This is a genomic window from Dyella agri, from assembly GCF_044904705.1.
GTDB lineage: Bacteria > Pseudomonadota > Gammaproteobacteria > Xanthomonadales > Rhodanobacteraceae > Rhodanobacter_A > Rhodanobacter_A agri.
Window position 1 is genome coordinate 1 of record NZ_JADIKL010000019.1, and the last position, 16574, is coordinate 16574.

Annotated in this window: 13 protein-coding genes and 1 tRNA gene; all 14 read right to left on the minus strand. The window is 64.6% G+C overall.

The annotated features are described in order from the left end of the window. A partial coding sequence (locus ISP14_RS18535) for a GTP-binding protein (RefSeq protein WP_239536270.1) occupies window positions 1–140 on the minus strand: 140 nt, incomplete at its 3' end. Window positions 141–263: 123 nt separating this feature from the next. Beyond that, on the minus strand, window positions 264–2393 hold the full coding sequence (fusA, locus tag ISP14_RS18540) for an elongation factor G (RefSeq protein WP_404542831.1): 2130 nt from the start codon (window positions 2391–2393) through the stop codon (window positions 264–266). A 133-nt stretch (window positions 2394–2526) separates the two neighbouring features. Beyond that, window positions 2527–2994 carry a 30S ribosomal protein S7 gene (gene rpsG, locus ISP14_RS18545; protein ID WP_404542833.1) on the minus strand — a complete coding sequence of 156 codons (468 nt, stop codon included), beginning with the start codon at window positions 2992–2994 and terminating at the stop codon, window positions 2527–2529. 15 nt (window positions 2995–3009) lie between these two features. Beyond that, complete coding sequence (gene rpsL, locus ISP14_RS18550; RefSeq protein ID WP_077481292.1) at window positions 3010–3384, minus strand: 30S ribosomal protein S12; 375 nt, start codon at window positions 3382–3384, stop codon at window positions 3010–3012. Between the two features lie 178 nt (window positions 3385–3562). Beyond that, on the minus strand, window positions 3563–7777 hold the full coding sequence (rpoC, locus tag ISP14_RS18555) for a DNA-directed RNA polymerase subunit beta' (protein WP_404542835.1): 4215 nt from the start codon (window positions 7775–7777) through the stop codon (window positions 3563–3565). 129 nt (window positions 7778–7906) lie between these two features. Next, window positions 7907–12067 carry a DNA-directed RNA polymerase subunit beta gene (rpoB, locus tag ISP14_RS18560; RefSeq protein ID WP_404542837.1) on the minus strand — a complete coding sequence of 1387 codons (4161 nt, stop codon included), beginning with the start codon at window positions 12065–12067 and terminating at the stop codon, window positions 7907–7909. Between the two features lie 331 nt (window positions 12068–12398). After that, window positions 12399–12767: a 50S ribosomal protein L7/L12 gene (gene rplL / locus ISP14_RS18565; RefSeq protein WP_404542839.1), complete on the minus strand. Its 369-nt coding sequence runs from the start codon at window positions 12765–12767 to the stop codon at window positions 12399–12401. Between the two features lie 46 nt (window positions 12768–12813). Continuing rightward, complete coding sequence (gene rplJ, locus ISP14_RS18570) at window positions 12814–13338, minus strand: 50S ribosomal protein L10 (protein WP_404542841.1); 525 nt, start codon at window positions 13336–13338, stop codon at window positions 12814–12816. Window positions 13339–13677: 339 nt separating this feature from the next. Then, a complete protein-coding gene (gene rplA, locus ISP14_RS18575; RefSeq protein ID WP_404542845.1) occupies window positions 13678–14385 on the minus strand; it encodes a 50S ribosomal protein L1 in 708 nt (235 codons plus the stop codon). 3 nt (window positions 14386–14388) lie between these two features. Beyond that, window positions 14389–14817 carry a 50S ribosomal protein L11 gene (rplK, locus tag ISP14_RS18580; RefSeq protein ID WP_404542847.1) on the minus strand — a complete coding sequence of 143 codons (429 nt, stop codon included), beginning with the start codon at window positions 14815–14817 and terminating at the stop codon, window positions 14389–14391. A gap of 371 nt (window positions 14818–15188) precedes the next feature. Continuing rightward, the gene (nusG, locus tag ISP14_RS18585) at window positions 15189–15749 is read right to left on the minus strand and encodes a transcription termination/antitermination protein NusG (RefSeq protein ID WP_367853349.1); all 561 of its coding nucleotides are present in this window, start codon (window positions 15747–15749) and stop codon (window positions 15189–15191) included. A 10-nt stretch (window positions 15750–15759) separates the two neighbouring features. Next, window positions 15760–16149 carry a preprotein translocase subunit SecE gene (secE, locus tag ISP14_RS18590; protein WP_404542853.1) on the minus strand — a complete coding sequence of 130 codons (390 nt, stop codon included), beginning with the start codon at window positions 16147–16149 and terminating at the stop codon, window positions 15760–15762. A 79-nt stretch (window positions 16150–16228) separates the two neighbouring features. Then, window positions 16229–16304 (minus strand) — tRNA-Trp (locus ISP14_RS18595). A 130-nt stretch (window positions 16305–16434) separates the two neighbouring features. After that, window positions 16435–16574, minus strand: a 140-nt coding sequence (locus tag ISP14_RS18600; RefSeq protein ID WP_449757830.1) for an EF-Tu C-terminal domain-related protein, incomplete at its 5' end; no start/stop codon positions are given.

Genomic DNA, 16574 nt, shown 5'->3' on the forward strand with positions numbered 1-16574 from the left:
TAGGCCTTGAATTCGCCGCCGAAACGCTCCGCACCGACCTTCGTCAGCGCCGCCGTCAGCGTCGTCTTGCCGTGGTCCACGTGACCGATCGTACCCACGTTCACGTGGGGCTTGGTGCGCTCGAACTTGCCCTTTGCCATGACTTGAGACCTCTAGATAGAACTTCTGTCAGTGCGGCGACCGCCGCGTCGTTTCACTTACGCGGCCCCGGAGGGGCCGCACTGTTTGCTTACGATTTCTGCGGTCGTGAACGACCGCAGAAATCAGGCTTTCTTGACCACTTGCTCGGCGATGTTGTTCGGCGCCTCAGCGTAGTGATCGAACTCCATCGTGAAGGTAGCGCGACCCTGCGTCAGCGACCGGATGGTCGTGGCGTAGCCGAACATCTCGCCCAGCGGAACGAACGCGTCGATGGTCTTGCCCGACGGCGTGTCTTCCTGGCCGCGCAGAATGCCGCGACGACGGCTCATGTCGCCCATCACGTCGCCGACGTAGTCCTCCGGCGTCACCACCTCGACCTTCATGATCGGCTCGAGCAGGACCGGCGAAGCCTTCGCGAAGCCCTGCTTGAACGCCATCGAGGCAGCCAGCTTGAACGCCATTTCGGACGAGTCGACGTCGTGGTAGGAACCGAACACCAGCTTCACCTTGACGCCCACCACCGGGAAACCCGCCAGCGGACCGCTGGTGATGGTTTCGCGCAGACCCTTTTCGACCGAAGGAATGAATTCCTTCGGGATCACGCCGCCGGTGATGTCGTTGATGAACAGGAAGTCGTCCTTGATCGCCGCGGACAGTTTCTCGTCGGCACGATCAGCTTCGCTGATCGGCGACATCTCGATCACCACGTGACCGTACTGACCCTTACCGCCGGACTGCTTGGCGTGCTTGTAGTCGGACTTCACGTCGCTGCTGCGGATCGTCTCGCGGTAGGCCACCTGCGGCTTGCCGACGTTCGCCTCGACGTTGAACTCGCGCTTCATGCGGTCGACGATGATGTCGAGGTGCAGCTCGCCCATGCCCGAGATGATGGTCTGGCCGGATTCCTCGTCGGTGCGCACGCGGAAGGACGGATCCTCGGCGGCCAGACGGCCCAGCGCGATACCCATCTTTTCCTGGTCGGACTTGGTCTTCGGCTCGACCGCCATCGAGATCACCGGCTCCGGGAACGTCATGCGCTCCAGGGTGATCACGTGATCCTGCGCGCACAGCGTGTCGCCGGTCGTCACGTCCTTCAGGCCGACCGCGGCGGCGATATCGCCCGCGCGGACTTCCTTCAGTTCATGGCGATCGTTCGCGTGCATCTGCAGGATGCGGCCGATGCGCTCCTTCTTCGACTTCACCGGGTTGTAGACGGCGTCGCCGGCATTCAGCACGCCCGAGTAGACGCGGAAGAAGGTCAGCGAACCGACGAACGGATCGGTCATGATCTTGAACGCGAGCGCGGAGAACGGCGCGGCGTCGTCCGCCTTGCGGGTCGCCTCGTGGTCGTTCTCGTCCATGCCGGTCACCGGCGGACGATCCACCGGCGACGGCAGCAGATGCACCACCGCGTCCAGCATCGCCTGCACGCCCTTGTTCTTGAAGGCGGTGCCGCAGTAGACCGGAATGATCTCGCTGGAAAGGGTGCGCTGGCGCAGGCCCGCGATGATCTCATCCTCGCTGAGGGAACCCTCTTCGAGGTACTTGTTCATCAGGTCTTCGCTGGCTTCGGCCGCAGACTCGACCATGAAGCTGTGCGCTTCATCCGCCTTGTCCTTGAGGTTCGCCGGGATGTCCGCGTACTCGAACTTCATGCCCTGGGACGCCATGTCCCACACGATCGCCTTCATCTTGAGCAGGTCGACCACGCCCTCGAAGTTGTCCTCGGCGCCGATCGGCACGACCATCGGCACCGGGTGCGCACCCAGGCGCGCCTTCAGCTGGCCGACGACCTTGTCGAAGTTCGCGCCGGTGCGGTCCATCTTGTTGACGAACGCAAGGCGCGGCACCTTGTACTTGTTGGCCTGGCGCCACACGGTCTCGGACTGCGGCTGCACGCCACCGACCGCGCACAGCACGAACACCGCGCCGTCGAGCACGCGCAGCGAACGCTCCACCTCGATGGTGAAGTCGACGTGCCCGGGGGTGTCGATGATGTTGAAGCGGTGCTGCTCCATCGAACCATCCATGCCCTTCCAGAACGCCGTGGTGGCGGCGGAAGTGATGGTGATGCCGCGCTCCTGCTCCTGCTCCATCCAGTCCATCGTGGCCGCACCGTCGTGCACCTCGCCAATCTTGTGCGAGACGCCGGTGTAGAACAGGATGCGCTCCGTGGTCGTGGTCTTGCCGGCATCGATGTGGGCCATGATGCCGAAGTTGCGGTAGCGCTCGATGGGAGTGGTGCGTGCCATAGTCGTATCCGACGGAGATCCATCCCCGAATGGGCAATGGCGGCCATCCGGGCCGCTCTAGTCATGAAAAAATCCGGCAAGAATGCCGGCCGGCTTTGTGCCGCCCTTCAGGGCGGCACAACACTTCCGCTGATTACCAGCGGTAGTGCGAGAAGGCCTTGTTGGCTTCCGCCATGCGATGAGTTTCCTCGCGCTTCTTGGCAGCGCCACCGCGGCTTTCGGAAGCTTCCTGCAGCTCGGCAGCCAGCTTGCGCGGCATCGAGGTCTCGCCACGCTTGCGCGCAGCCTCGATCACCCAGCGCATGGCCAGCGCCATACGGCGACCCGGACGCACTTCCACCGGCACCTGGTAGGTGGCGCCACCGACACGGCGCGACTTCACCTCGACGGCGGGCGCGACATTGTTCAGCGCCTTCTCGACCAGAGCCACCGGCTCGGCGTGCTTCTCGCCCAGATGATCCAGCGCACCGTAGACGATGCTCTCGGCCACCGACTTCTTGCCGCTCTTCATCACCATGTTGATGAAGCGGGCGATCAGCTGGCTGCCGTGCTTGGGATCGGGCAGCACCAGACGGGCGGGATGGGAACCTTTACGCGACATAGTTAATTCCTAAGCTCAGGCTTTCGGGCGCTTGGCGCCGTACTTCGAACGCGACTGGCGACGCTTGGTCACGCCGGCGCAGTCGAGACTGCCGCGCACCGTGTGGTAGCGCACGCCCGGCAAATCCTTCACACGACCGCCACGGATGAGCACCACCGAGTGCTCCTGCAGGTTGTGACCTTCGCCACCGATGTAGCTGATGACCTCGTAGCCGTTGGTCAGGCGCACCTTGGCAACCTTACGCAGCGCCGAGTTCGGCTTTTTCGGAGTGGTCGTATAAACGCGCGTGCAGACGCCGCGACGCTGCGGGCTGTTCTGCAGGGCAGGCGAATCGCTCTTGTAGCTCTTCGGGCTGCGGGATTTGCGCACCAACTGGTTGATAGTCGCCATGCGTAGCCTATTCTGAAAACATAAAGGCAGCCCGAACAAGCTCGGTCTGCCAAGAAGCGGGAATATAACACGGACGGCCTGTCACAGACAAGCCAGCGTCCCGCCTTCCATGACCCGAACACGAGGTGCATCCGTGCACCTCATTTCGTATGTCTAGCGAGCAAGACCCGGAGCGGGCTTACTCGACACCACTTTCACTGCCGGCCGACGCCTCGGCGAACGAGACGGCGGTAGCGGTACCCGAGAGCGTCTCCAGCTCCGAGGCGGTCAAGCCGCCCTGGCTGCGACGCGAGGCGTGATACGCCAGGCCGGTACCTGCGGGAATCAGACGGCCGACGATAACATTTTCCTTCAGGCCTCGCAAGGTATCGCGCGTGCCGCGGACCGCCGCCTCGGTGAGGACGCGGGTGGTCTCCTGGAACGAAGCCGCCGAGATGAACGACTCGGTGGCCAGCGAGGCCTTAGTGATGCCCAGCAGCACCGACTGGTACTGGGCCGGACGCTCGCCCTTGCTCTCCGCACGGTCGTTCTCGGCATTGATGCGCACGCGCTCCACCTGTTCGCCGCGCAGGTAGTGGCTGTCGCCGGGCTCGGTGATCTCGACCTTGCGCAGCATCTGGCGAATGATCGCTTCGATGTGCTTGTCGTTGATCTTCACGCCCTGCAGACGGTAGACGTCCTGGATTTCCTTGACCAGGTAGCCAGCCAGCGGCTCCACGCCCAGCAGGCGCAGGATGTCGTGCGGGCTGGGCTCGCCGTCCACCACGGTCTCGCCCTTCTCCACGTGTTCGCCTTCGAACACGATGACCTGACGCCACTTGGGAATCAGCTCCTCGTGCTCGTTGCCATCGACGTCCTTGATGATCAGGCGTTGCTTGCCCTTGGTGTCCTTGCCGAAGCTGATCACGCCCGAACGCTCGGCCAGGATCGCCGGCTCCTTCGGCTTGCGCGCTTCGAACAAGTCGGCCACGCGGGGCAGACCGCCGGTGATGTCGCGGGTCTTGGAGGCGTCCTGCGGAATACGCGCCACCACGTCGCCCACGCCCACCGCGGCACCGTTCTGGATCAACACGATGGCGCCGGCCGGCAGCATGTACTGCGCCGGCACGTCGGTGCCCGGCAGCTTCAGCTCGCGGCCCTTGGCGTCTTCCAGGCGCACGATGGGGCGCAGATCCTTGGCAGCCGTACCGCGGCGCTTCGGATCGGTCACCACCGCCGACTCCAGGCCGGTCAGCTCGTCGGTCTGGCTCTGCACGGTGACGCCATCGATGAAGTCGATGAAGCGCACCGTACCGGCCACTTCCGACACGATCGGATGGGTGTGCGGATCCCAGTTGGCCACGGCCTGGCCGGCCTTGACCGAAGCGCCGTCCTTGACCGCGATGGTGGCGCCGTAAGGCACCTTGTAGCGCTCGCGCTCGCGGCCGCTGGTGTCGAGCACCGACACTTCGCCCGAACGCGACACGGCCACCAGGTGGCCCTGGGCGTGCTGCACAGTCTTGATGTTGTTGAACTTCAGCGTGCCGGTGGTCTTCACCGTCACGTTGTCCACCGCAGCCGCACGCGAAGCCGCGCCGCCAATGTGGAAGGTACGCATGGTCAGCTGGGTACCGGGCTCGCCGATCGACTGCGCGGCAACCACGCCCACGGCCTCGCCCATGTTGACCAGGTGGCCACGGGCCAGATCGCGGCCGTAGCACAGCTTGCACACGCCATGGCTGGCGGAACAGGTGATCGGCGAACGCACCTTGATCGACTGCACGCCGGCCTTGTCCAGCTTCTCCACCAGCGCTTCGTTGAGCAAGGTGTCGCGCTCGACGATGGGCTGGTCGTCGTTGCCGGGGGCGTAGACGTCCTCGACCACCACGCGGCCCAGCACGCGCTCGCGCAGCGGCTCGACCACGTCGCCGCCTTCCACGATCGGCTGCATGATCAGGCCTTCCTCGGTGCCGCAGTCGTCCATGGTGACCACCACGTCCTGCGCCACGTCCACCAGACGGCGGGTGAGGTAACCGGAGTTCGCGGTCTTCAGCGCCGTATCCGCCAGGCCCTTGCGGGCGCCGTGCGTCGAGTTGAAGTACTGCAGAACGTTCAGGCCTTCGCGGAAGTTCGCCTTGATGGGCGTCTCGATGATCGAGCCGTCCGGACGCGCCATCAGGCCGCGCATGCCGGCCAGCTGACGGATCTGCGCCACCGAACCACGGGCGCCGGAGTCGGCCATGATGTACAGCGAGTTCATCGACTTCTGGGCGACCTGCTTGCCCGCGCTGTCGGTCACCGTCTCGGTGCCGATGCCGTCGATCATCGCCTTGGCCACCAGCTCGTTGGTGCGCGACCAGATGTCGACCACCTTGTTGTAGCGCTCGCCGGCGGTGACCAAACCCGACTGGTACTGCTGCTGGATCTCGACGACTTCCTTCTCGGCTTCCTCGAGGATCGCCTTCTTCTCGGCCGGGATCTTCATGTCGTCGATGCCGATGGAGATGCCGGCGCGCGTCGCGAAACGGTAGCCGGTGTACATCAGCTTGTCGGCGAAGATCACCGTTTCCTTCAAGCCCAGACGACGGTAGCTGGCATTGATCAGGCGCGAGATGGCCTTCTTGGTCAGCTCGGTGTTGGCGAGCTGGAACGGCAGACCTTCCGGCAGGATCTCGGCAAGCAGCGCGCGGCCCACGGTGGTCTCGACCAGCGCAAGCTCGCTGTGACGCTCGCCGTTGTCGGCCAGACGCACCTGCTTCAGGCGCACCTTGACCTTGGCGTGCAGCTCGACCGCACGGTTGTCATAGGCGCGGCGCACTTCGCTGATGCCCGAGAACACCATGCCGGTGCCCTTCGCGTTCACCAGCTCGCGGGTCATGTAGTACAGGCCCAGCACCACGTCCTGCGTCGGCACGATGATCGGCTCGCCGTTGGCGGGCGACAGGATGTTGTTGGTCGACATCATCAAGGCGCGCGCTTCCAGCTGCGCCTCGATCGACAGCGGCACGTGCACGGCCATCTGGTCGCCGTCGAAGTCCGCGTTGAACGCGGTACACACCAGCGGATGCAGCTGGATCGCCTTGCCTTCGATCAGGATCGGCTCGAACGCCTGGATGCCGAGGCGGTGCAGCGTCGGCGCACGATTCAGCAGCACCGGATGCTCGCGGATCACCTCTTCGAGGATGTCCCACACCTGGCCTTCCTCGCGCTCGACGAGCTTCTTGGCGGCCTTGATCGTGGTGGCTTCGCCGCGTGCCTGCAGCTTGGCGAAGATGAACGGCTTGAACAGCTCCAGCGCCATCTTCTTGGGCAGGCCGCACTGGTGCAGGCGCAGCGTCGGGCCCACGGTGATCACCGAACGGCCGGAGTAGTCCACGCGCTTGCCGAGCAGGTTCTGGCGGAAGCGGCCCTGCTTGCCCTTGATCATGTCGGCCAGCGACTTCAGCGCGCGCTTGTTCGTGCCGGTGATGGCACGGCCGCGGCGGCCGTTGTCGAGCAGCGCGTCGACCGACTCCTGCAGCATGCGCTTCTCGTTGCGCACGATGATGTCAGGCGCGTTGAGCTCAAGCAGACGCTTCAGGCGGTTGTTGCGGTTGATGACGCGGCGATACAGGTCGTTCAGGTCAGACGTCGCGAAACGACCGCCATCCAGCGGCACCAGCGGACGCAGGTCCGGCGGCAGCACCGGCAGCACGGTCAGCACCATCCACTCCGGCTTGTTGCCGGATTCCAGGAAGGCCTCGATCAGCTTGACGCGCTTGGTCAGGCGCTTCAGCTTGGTCTCGGAATTGGTGGAGGCGATTTCTTCCTTCAGGCGGATCACTTCGCCCGGCAGGTCCAGCGACTTCAGCAGCTCGTAGACGGCCTCGGCACCCATGCGGGCGTCGAACTCGTCGCCGTGCTCCTCGACGGCCTCGAGGTACTGGTCTTCGCTGAGCAGCTGGCCGCGCTCAAGCGCAGTCAGGCCCGGATCGATCACCACGAAGGCTTCGAAGTACAGGATGCGCTCGATGTCGCGCAGGGTCATGTCCAGCATCAGGCCGATGCGCGACGGCAGCGACTTGAGGAACCAGATGTGCGCGGTGGGCGAAGCCAGCTCGATGTGGCCCATGCGCTCGCGGCGCACCTTGGCCAGGGTGACTTCGGTACCGCACTTCTCGCAGACCACGCCGCGGTGCTTCATGCGCTTGTACTTGCCGCACAGGCACTCGTAGTCCTTCACCGGACCGAAGATGGCAGCGCAGAACAGACCGTCACGCTCCGGCTTGAACGTACGGTAGTTGATCGTCTCCGGCTTCTTCACTTCGCCGTACGACCACGAGCGGATCAGCTCCGGCGAGGCCAGCGCGATCTTGATCGCGTCGAACTCGGGCGTGGCGCGCTGCTGGTTGAACAGGTTGAGCAGGTCTTTCATGGGAGTCTCCGATCGGAGCAAATTCTTGGACGGGGCCAGTGGATCAGGCGGTAGGGTTCAGGGCTCCGGAATCCGGGAAGCGGGGCCGTTGCCGGTCCCCACGCGTCCCCGAATTCCGGAATCCGTCCATCACTTGATCTCTTCCAGGTCGATGTCGATGCCGAGCGAGCGGATTTCCTTCACCAGCACGTTGAAGGACTCCGGCATGCCCGCGGCCATCTCGTGGTTGCCGTCGACGATGTTCTTGTACATCTGGTTGCGGCCCTGCACGTCGTCGGACTTCACCGTCAGCATTTCCTGCAAGGTGTAGGCCGCGCCGTAGGCTTCCAGCGCCCAGACTTCCATTTCGCCGAAGCGCTGGCCGCCGAACTGCGCCTTGCCGCCCAGCGGCTGCTGGGTGACCAACGAGTACGGGCCGGTCGAGCGGGCGTGCATCTTGTCGTCGACCAGGTGGTTGAGCTTCAGGTAATGCATGTAGCCCACGGTGACCGGACGATCGAACGCCTCGCCGGTACGGCCGTCGTACAGCGTGGTCTGACCGGATTCCGGCAGATCCGCCAGCTTCAGCATCGCCTTGATCTCGGTTTCCTCGGCACCGTCGAACACCGGCGTGGCCATCGGCACGCCTTCCTGCAGGTTGCCCGCCAGGGTGAGGATTTCCTCGTCGGTGAGCGACTTCAGATCGACGTGCTGCACGGCACCGGCGACGTGGTGGTTGTAGATCTGGTCGAGGAACTCGCGAACCTGCTTGACCTTGGCCTGCGCCTCGATCATCTGCTGGATCTTCTTGCCCAGGCCCTTGGCCGCCCAGCCCAGATGCACTTCCAGGATCTGGCCGATGTTCATACGGCTCGGCACGCCCAGCGGGTTCAGGCAGATGTCCATCGAGGTACCGTCCGCCATGAACGGCATGTCCTCGACCGGCACCACGTTGGAGACCACGCCCTTGTTGCCGTGACGGCCGGCCATCTTGTCGCCCGGCTGAATGCGGCGCTTCACGGCCAGGAACACCTTGACCATCTTCAGCACGCCCGGCGCGAGGTCGTCGCCCTGGGTGATCTTGCCCTGCTTCTCCTTGAAGCGCTTGTCGAACTCCTCCCGGTGACGCTTGACCTGCTCGGCCGCGCGCTCGAGGAACTCGGTGACCGCCTCGTCCTTGACGTTGATCTTGAACCAGTCGTCCTTCTTCAGGCCGTCGAGGTAGGCATTGGTGATCTCGGCGCCGCGCTTCAGGCCGCCAGGACCGCTCATCGCGCTCTGGCCGACCAGCTGGACGCGCATGCGGTTGTAGATCGCGCCTTCCAGGATGCGGAACTGGTCGTCGAAGTCCTTGCGGATGCGCTTGACCTCGGTTTCCTCAATCTGGCGCGCGCGCTTGTCCTTCTCGATGCCGTCGCGGGTGAACACCTGCACGTCGATGACGGTGCCGTCCATGCCCGGCGGCACGCGCAGCGAGCTGTCCTTCACGTCGGACGCCTTCTCGCCGAAGATCGCGCGCAGCAGCTTCTCTTCCGGCGTCAGCTGGCTCTCGCCCTTCGGCGTGACCTTGCCGACCAGGATGTCGCCCGCCTTCACCTCGGCGCCGATGTAGACGATGCCGCTCTCGTCGAGGCGGGCCAGCGCCTGCTCACCCACGTTCGGGATGTCGGCGGTGATTTCCTCGGCGCCCAGCTTGGTATCGCGCGCGACGCAGGCCAGCTCCTCGATGTGGATCGAGGTGTAGCGGTCTTCCTGCACGACGCGCTCGGACAGCAGGATCGAGTCTTCGAAGTTGTAACCGTTCCACGGCATGAAGGCGATCAGCATGTTCTGGCCGAGCGCGAGCTCGCCCAGATCGGTCGACGAACCGTCGGCCAGCGTGTCGCCCTTCGCCACCACGTCGCCCACGTTCACCAGCGGACGCTGGTTGAGGTTGGTGTTCTGGTTGGAACGGGTGTACTTGGTCAGCGTGTAGATGTCGACGCCGGCGTCGTTCTCGCCCACCTCGGCCTCGTTCACGCGCACCACGATACGGCCGGCGTCGACCTGGTCGATCACGCCGCCGCGCTTCGCGCTGACGATGACGCCCGAGTCGCGCGCCACGGCGCGCTCGATGCCGGTGCCCACCAGCGGGGTCTGCGAGCGCAGCGTCGGCACGGCCTGGCGCTGCATGTTCGCGCCCATCAGCGCGCGGTTCGCGTCGTCGTGCTCGAGGAACGGCACCAGCGCCGCCGCCACCGACACGGTCTGCATCGGCGAGACGTCCATGTAGTCGACTTCAGACGCCGGGCGCAGCTCGGACTCGCCGCGGAAACGGCAGGACACGAACTCTTCGACGAAGGCGCCATGCTTGTCCAGCGGGGAGTTCGCCTGGGCGATCACGTGGTCGCCCTCCTCGATCGCCGACAGGTAATCCACCTTGTCGGTGACCTTGGCGTTCGCCACCTTGCGGTACGGCGTCTCCAGGAAGCCGTACTGGTTGGTGCGCGCGTACACGGCGAGCGAGTTGATCAGGCCGATGTTCGGGCCTTCCGGCGTTTCGATGGTGCAGACGCGGCCGTAGTGGGTCGGATGCACGTCGCGCACTTCGAAGCCGGCGCGCTCGCGGGTCAGGCCGCCCGGGCCCAGCGCGGAGACGCGGCGCTTGTGCGTCACTTCCGACAGCGGGTTGTTCTGGTCCATGAACTGCGAGAGCTGCGAGGAGCCGAAGAACTCCTTCACCGCCGCCGCGACCGGCTTGGCGTTGATCAGGTCCTGCGGGGTCAGGCCGTCGGCCTCGGCGAGGCTCAGGCGCTCGCGCACCGCGCGCTCCACGCGCACCAGGCCGATGCGGAAGGTGTTCTCGGTCATCTCGCCGACCGAGCGCACGCGACGGTTGCCGAGGTGATCGATGTCGTCCACGGTGCCGTGGCCGTTCTTGATGTCGATCAGCACCTTCAGCACGTCGAGAATGTCGGAGCTCTCGCCCTGTGCCTTGACCAGGCGCTGGGACTCCTCTTCCTTGCGCTCGCTGAAGTACTTGTGGTCGTACAGCACGCCCGGACCGAGGATGTCCTTGCGACCCACGCGACGGTTGAACTTCATGCGGCCCACGGCCGACAGGTCGTAGCGGTCGAAGGTGAAGAACAGGTTGAAGAACAGGTTTTGCGCAGCGTCCTTCGTCGGCGGCTCGCCCGGACGCATCATGCGGTAGATTTCCACCAGCGCCTCCAGCGGAGTGCGGGTGTTGTCGATGCGCAAGGTGTGCGAGATGTACGCACCGCGGTCGAGGTCGTTGACGTACAGCGTCGGCACGACGTCGATGCCGGCCTTGCGGAAGTTCTCCAGCTGCTCGGCGGTGATCTCGTCATTGGCCGAGGCCAGCAGCTCGCCGGTCTTCGGGTCGACGACGTCGATCGCCAGGATGCGACCCACCGGGTAGTCGTCCGGCACTTCCAGCGCGGTGATGTTCTCGGCCGCCAGCTGGCGCACGTGGCGCGCAGTGATGCGCTTGCCGGCTTCCACCAACACCTTGCCGCCGATCGCCAGATCGAACGACAGCGTCTCGCCGCGCAGGCGCTCGGCGACCAGCTCCAGCGTGGTGCCGCCCTTGGCGCCCAGGTGGAACACGTTGTGCTCGAAGAAGATGGCCAGCATCTCTTCGTTGCTGTAGCCCAGCGCGCGCAGCAGCACGGTCACCGGCAGCTTGCGGCGACGGTCGATACGGGTGAACAGCGCGTCCTTCGGGTCGAACTCGAAGTCCAGCCACGAGCCGCGGTAAGGGATCACGCGGGCGGAGAACAGCAGCTTGCCCGAGCTGTGCGTCTTGCCGCGGTCGTGATCGAAGAACACGCCCGGCGAACGGTGCAGCTGCGAGACGATCACGCGCTCGGTGCCGTTGATGATGAAGGTGCCGGTGTCGGTCATGAGCGGGATCTCGCCCATGTAGACCTCCTGCTCCTTGACGTACTTCACGGCCTTCTTCGAGGCCGGGCTGTCCTTGTCGTAGATCACCAGGCGCACGGTCACGCGCAGCGGCGCGCCGAAGGTCATGCCGCGGTTGCGGCACTCGCGCTCGTCGAAGCCCGGCTCGCCGAGGCGGTAGTCCACATACTCCAGTGCCGCGTTGCCCGAGTAGCTCACGATCGGGAACACCGACTTCAAGGCGGCATGCAGACCCTTGTCCTCGCGCTGCTTGGGCGCGACGTGCTCCTGCAGGAATTCCCGGTAGGAATCAGTCTGGATGGTCAGCAGGTTGGGCACGCCCAGCACGGGGGGCCGCTTGCCGAAATCCTTGCGGATGCGCTTCTTCTCGGTAAACGAGTAGGTCATGGGTTGACGCCTCGGTTCGCAGTGACGCCGGTGATGCACGCACCGGCTGAATTGGGATGCTTGGATCTGGGGGATCGCGGTTGTCGACTCCTGGTGAATCGACAGCCGCGATGCCTCAGAGGTCTAGAGCAAAGGCATCCGTGCCTGATGTGTTCCAAAAGGGCTCCTGCCCTTTTGGAACTCGCCCGCCGGAGGCGGGCTCCGCACGCCCGGAGCCATGACTCCGGGCGTGCGACGAGCCATACATGGCTCTGAAGCGGTCAAAGCCCGGGGGCTTTCGCCCCCAGGCTCGCGTGACGCTAAGCCAAACTGACGGCGCGCAAGGCGCCGATTACTTCAGTTCGACCGTGGCGCCGGCAGCTTCCAGGTCCTTCTTGAACTTGTCGGCGTCTTCCTTCGACACGGCTTCCTTCAGGACGCCGCCGGCCTCGGTGAGGTCCTTGGCTTCCTTCAGGCCCAGGCCGGTGATCGCGCGGACGGCCTTGATCACGTCGACCTTCTTGTCGCCGGCGGACTTCAGGATCACGTCGAACTCGGTCTGCGCCTCGGCGACCGGGGCAGCGGCGCCAGCAGCAGCCACGGCGACCGGGGCAGCGGCGGACACGCCAAACTTCTCTTCGATGGCCTTCACCAGCTCCATCACTTCCATCAGCGACTTGGCGGCGACGGCTTCAACGATCTGTTCGTTGGTCAGGGACATTTTGATTTACCTCTGGAAATTGATTCGAATGGGATAAGCGTCGAACTTAGGCTTCAGCCGTGGCTTCCGCGGCGACTTCGCCACCGCCCTGCTTGTCGGCCACGGCCTTGATGGCGCGGGCGAACATCGCAGCGGGCTCGGCGAGTACGCGGGCCAGCATGGCCAACGCTTCTTCGCGGGTCGGCAGCGAGGCCAGCACGTCGACGTGCGCGGCCGGCAGCAGCTTGCCTTCCACGGAGACGACACGGGCCTTGAGCTTTTCGTTGGTCTTCGCGAATTCCTTGATCAGGCGACCGGCAGCGCCGGGCTCCTCGGTCGAGAACGCGTACAGCAGCGGACCGGTCAGGACGTCTTTGACGACCTCGAACTCGGTGCCCGCCACAGCGCGCGACGCCAGCGTGTTCTTGACAACCTTCAGGAACACACCAGTCTCGCGGGCCTTCTTGCGCATCGCGGTCATCTGTTCGACCGTGGTGCCCGCGTACTCGGCAGCGACCAGGGAGTGAGCCTTCGCGGCGACTTCTGCCAGCTCGGCGACTACTTCTTGCTTCTGGGACAGATTGAGAGCCATTGCACTCCTCCAAATGAACTCCGCTCACGGCTCCTGCCGCTTGCGGTCCTGGGCGACGCCTTCCGTGACGTCGGGGACGCGGGGCGTCCCGGGTGGTGGCCTTTCCAGAACGACGAATCATTCCAGTGGGGGCGGCACCATCTGCGCAGGCCGGATGCGTGCATCCGATTAAGCGGCCGGGCTGGCGGCGACGGCGATTCCCTGCCATGAGCAAGCTCCCTGCCCGTCGTCGTCGCGTACCGACCGCGCCTGCGGTCTTTGACGGCTGCCCCGATCGCTAGATCGGGGCCGCCCTCAAAAACGACCCGTGCGGCGACCTGCCGCGCGGGAAAACACTACTTACTTGGTCGCGATGTTCAGCGACGAGGTATCCACGGCGACGCCGATGCCCATCGTGCTGGACAGCGCCACCTTTTGCAGGTACTGGCCCTTGGCCGTGGCCGGCTTGGCCTTCAGCAGGTCATTGACCAGCGCGTTGAGGTTGTCCGCGAGCTGCGCGGCCTCGAACGTGGCCTTGCCGATGGTGGCGTGGATGATGCCCGCCTTGTCATTGCGGAACTTCACCTGGCCGGCCTTGGCGTTCTTCACCGCGGTCACGACGTCGGCGGTCACCGAGCCATCCTTCGGGTTCGGCATCAGGCCGCGCGGGCCGAGCAGCTGACCCAGCTTGCCGACCACGCGCATCGCGTCCGGCGTGGCGATCACGCGACCGAAATCGAGGTCGCCGCCCTGCATGCGCTCGGCCAGGTCGTCCATGCCGACGGCGTCGGCACCGGCGGCCTTGGCGGCCTCGGCCTTCTCACCCGCCGGGCAGAACACGGCAACCTTGACGGTCTTGCCGGTGCCGTGCGGCAGCAGCGAGGAGCCGCGCACGCCCTGGTCGGACTTCTTGGCGTCGATGCCGAGGCGCACGGCCACGTCGACGGATTCCGCGAACTTCGCCTTGGCGTTGTCCTTGACGATCTTCAGGGCCTCTTCGAGACCGTAGACCTTGCCCGGCTGCACAGCGGCCTGGGCGGCCTTCATACGCTTGGTGATCTTTGCCATGTCTTAACCCTCCACCACCAGGCCCATGCTGCGCGCGCTACCGGCAATGGTGCGCACCGCGGCGTCCAGATCCGCAGCCGTCAGATCCGGCTCCTTCTGCTTGGCAACGTCTTCCAGCTGCTTGCGGGTGATCTTGCCGACCTTGTCGGTATTCGGCTTGGACGAACCCTTGGCGACGCCGGTGGCCTTCTTGATCAGGATCGAGGCCGGCGGGGTCTTGGTGATGAAGGTGAAGCTGCGGTCGGAGTACGCGGTGATGATCACGGGGATCGGGAGACCCGGCTCCATCTTCTGCGTGGCGGCGTTGAACGCCTTGCAGAATTCCATGATGTTCAGGCCGCGCTGACCCAGCGCGGGACCGACCGGCGGGCTGGGGTTGGCCTGACCGGCCTTGACCTGCAGCTTGATGTAGCCAACTACTTTCTTTGCCATTGGATTTTCCTCGCGAGTTCAAGCGCCTTGCGGCTCCTCGCTATGCAACTTCCCTGGTTGAGAGGGGAATCCACAGTCCCGCGGATTCCTGAAACACGGACACGCCGGGTCGAAAGACCCCGGCGGGAACCGTGCAGTATAAAGATTGACCAGCCTCTAAGCAAGCCCCATGCCGAACTCCCTTCTCCACTCCGGGAGAAGGTGGCCCGAAGGGCCGGATGAGGGGCCAGCCTGGCCTTGATGTCAGACCGAAGTAGCGCTTTGAATCAACCTCTGCGCAAGCCCCGACCCCTCACCTCAATCCTCTCCCCGGAGGGGAGGGGAGGCAAACGTGCGATGCAATGCCGCCCTGCCCGGACGATCCGGCCAGATCAGGCTTTCTCGACTTGCCCAAACTCCAGTTCTACAGGAGTAGAGCGGCCGAAGATCAGCACCGCCACGCGCAGGCGGCTCTTCTCGTAATTGACTTCCTCGACCACGCCGTTGAAGTCGTTGAACGGGCCGTCGGTGACGCGCACCATCTCGCCCGGCTCGAACAGCACCTTGGGCTTGGGCTTTTCCACGCCTTCGCGCACGCGGCTGAGGATGGTGTCGGCTTCGCTGTCGCGGATCGGCAGCGGACGATCGGCGGTGCCGCCGATGAAGCCCATCACCTTCGGCGTTTCCTTGACCAGGTGCCAGCACTCGTCGTCGATGCGCGGCGCCTTGCCCTCGGTGTTGGTTTCGATCTGCACCAGCACGTAGCCGGGGAAGAACTTACGATCGCTGCGGCGCTTCTGGCCGCCGCGCATTTCGATCACTTCCTCGGTCGGCACCAGCACTTCGCCGAACTTCTCTTCCATCCCGGCGCGCTGGATACGCTCCGAGAGCGCCCGCTTCACCTGGTTCTCGAAGCCCGAATAGGCGTGTACCACATACCAACGCTTGCTCACGGCTTTGACCTCACAGCTTGAGCAGCCAGTCGAGAATGACCGACTTAAGGATCAGGTCGATCAGGCCCAGCAGCAGCGACAGGACGATGACCACGAGAATGATGATGCCAGTGGTCTTGATCGTCTCGTCGCGAGTCGGCCAGACCACCTTGCGCATTTCGAACTGCGATTCGGCCAGGAAGTGCCGCACGCGGCGCCCCAGCGCAGTAAACGCGGCGATCGCCAGCGAAACCACCAACGCGGCCAGCACGCCGAGCAGGCGCGCCACCGGCGGCACGCCGGCATCGTTGCTGAACCACGAGTACGCCACGATGCCAGCCACCAGGATCACGGCGGCCAGCACCAATTTGCCGATATCGGCGGCGGTCGTGCCCTTGGGCTGTTCTGCCTTGGTATTCATGCGCAGTCTGCAGATGATCGGCTACCGGATAGAGTGAAGCGCCCGGTACGCCGCCATCCGTCGTCAATCCTCGGAAAGATGGCACGCCAGGAGGGACTCGAACCCCCAACCTGCGGTTTTGGAGACCGCTGCTCTGCCAATTGAGCTACTGGCGTACATGGCTTGAACTTGAAACACGATGGCGAGCGGATGGAAGTCCGCTCGCCTCGCGAAGGTTGTTTCAGCCATCCTCCTTGATGGCAAAGATCACCCCAGCATCCATGCCGGACTATTCACAAAAGCTGCTTACTTGATGACCTTGGCCACCACGCCGGCGCCGACGGTACGGCCGCCTTCGCGAATGGCGAAGCGCAGACCCTGGTCCATCGCGATCGGGTGGATCAGGCTCACCACCATTTTGATGTTGTCGCCCGGCATCACCATCT

What these genes read in the sequence shown, in the direction of transcription:
- secE (WP_404542853.1), bottom strand. Translation starts at nt 16,149, where the DNA reads ATGAATACCAAGGCAGAACAGCCCAAGGGCACGACCGCCGCCGATATC.
- rpsG (WP_404542833.1), bottom strand. Translation starts at nt 2,994, where the DNA reads ATGTCGCGTAAAGGTTCCCATCCCGCCCGTCTGGTGCTGCCCGATCCC.
- rplK (WP_404542847.1), bottom strand. Translation starts at nt 14,817, where the DNA reads ATGGCAAAGAAAGTAGTTGGCTACATCAAGCTGCAGGTCAAGGCCGGT.
- rpoB (WP_404542837.1), bottom strand. Translation starts at nt 12,067, where the DNA reads ATGACCTACTCGTTTACCGAGAAGAAGCGCATCCGCAAGGATTTCGGC.
- rplL (WP_404542839.1), bottom strand. Translation starts at nt 12,767, where the DNA reads ATGTCCCTGACCAACGAACAGATCGTTGAAGCCGTCGCCGCCAAGTCG.
- fusA (WP_404542831.1), bottom strand. Translation starts at nt 2,393, where the DNA reads ATGGCACGCACCACTCCCATCGAGCGCTACCGCAACTTCGGCATCATG.
- rplA (WP_404542845.1), bottom strand. Translation starts at nt 14,385, where the DNA reads ATGGCAAAGATCACCAAGCGTATGAAGGCCGCCCAGGCCGCTGTGCAG.
- rpsL (WP_077481292.1), bottom strand. Translation starts at nt 3,384, where the DNA reads ATGGCGACTATCAACCAGTTGGTGCGCAAATCCCGCAGCCCGAAGAGC.
- rplJ (WP_404542841.1), bottom strand. Translation starts at nt 13,338, where the DNA reads ATGGCTCTCAATCTGTCCCAGAAGCAAGAAGTAGTCGCCGAGCTGGCA.
- rpoC (WP_404542835.1), bottom strand. Translation starts at nt 7,777, where the DNA reads ATGAAAGACCTGCTCAACCTGTTCAACCAGCAGCGCGCCACGCCCGAG.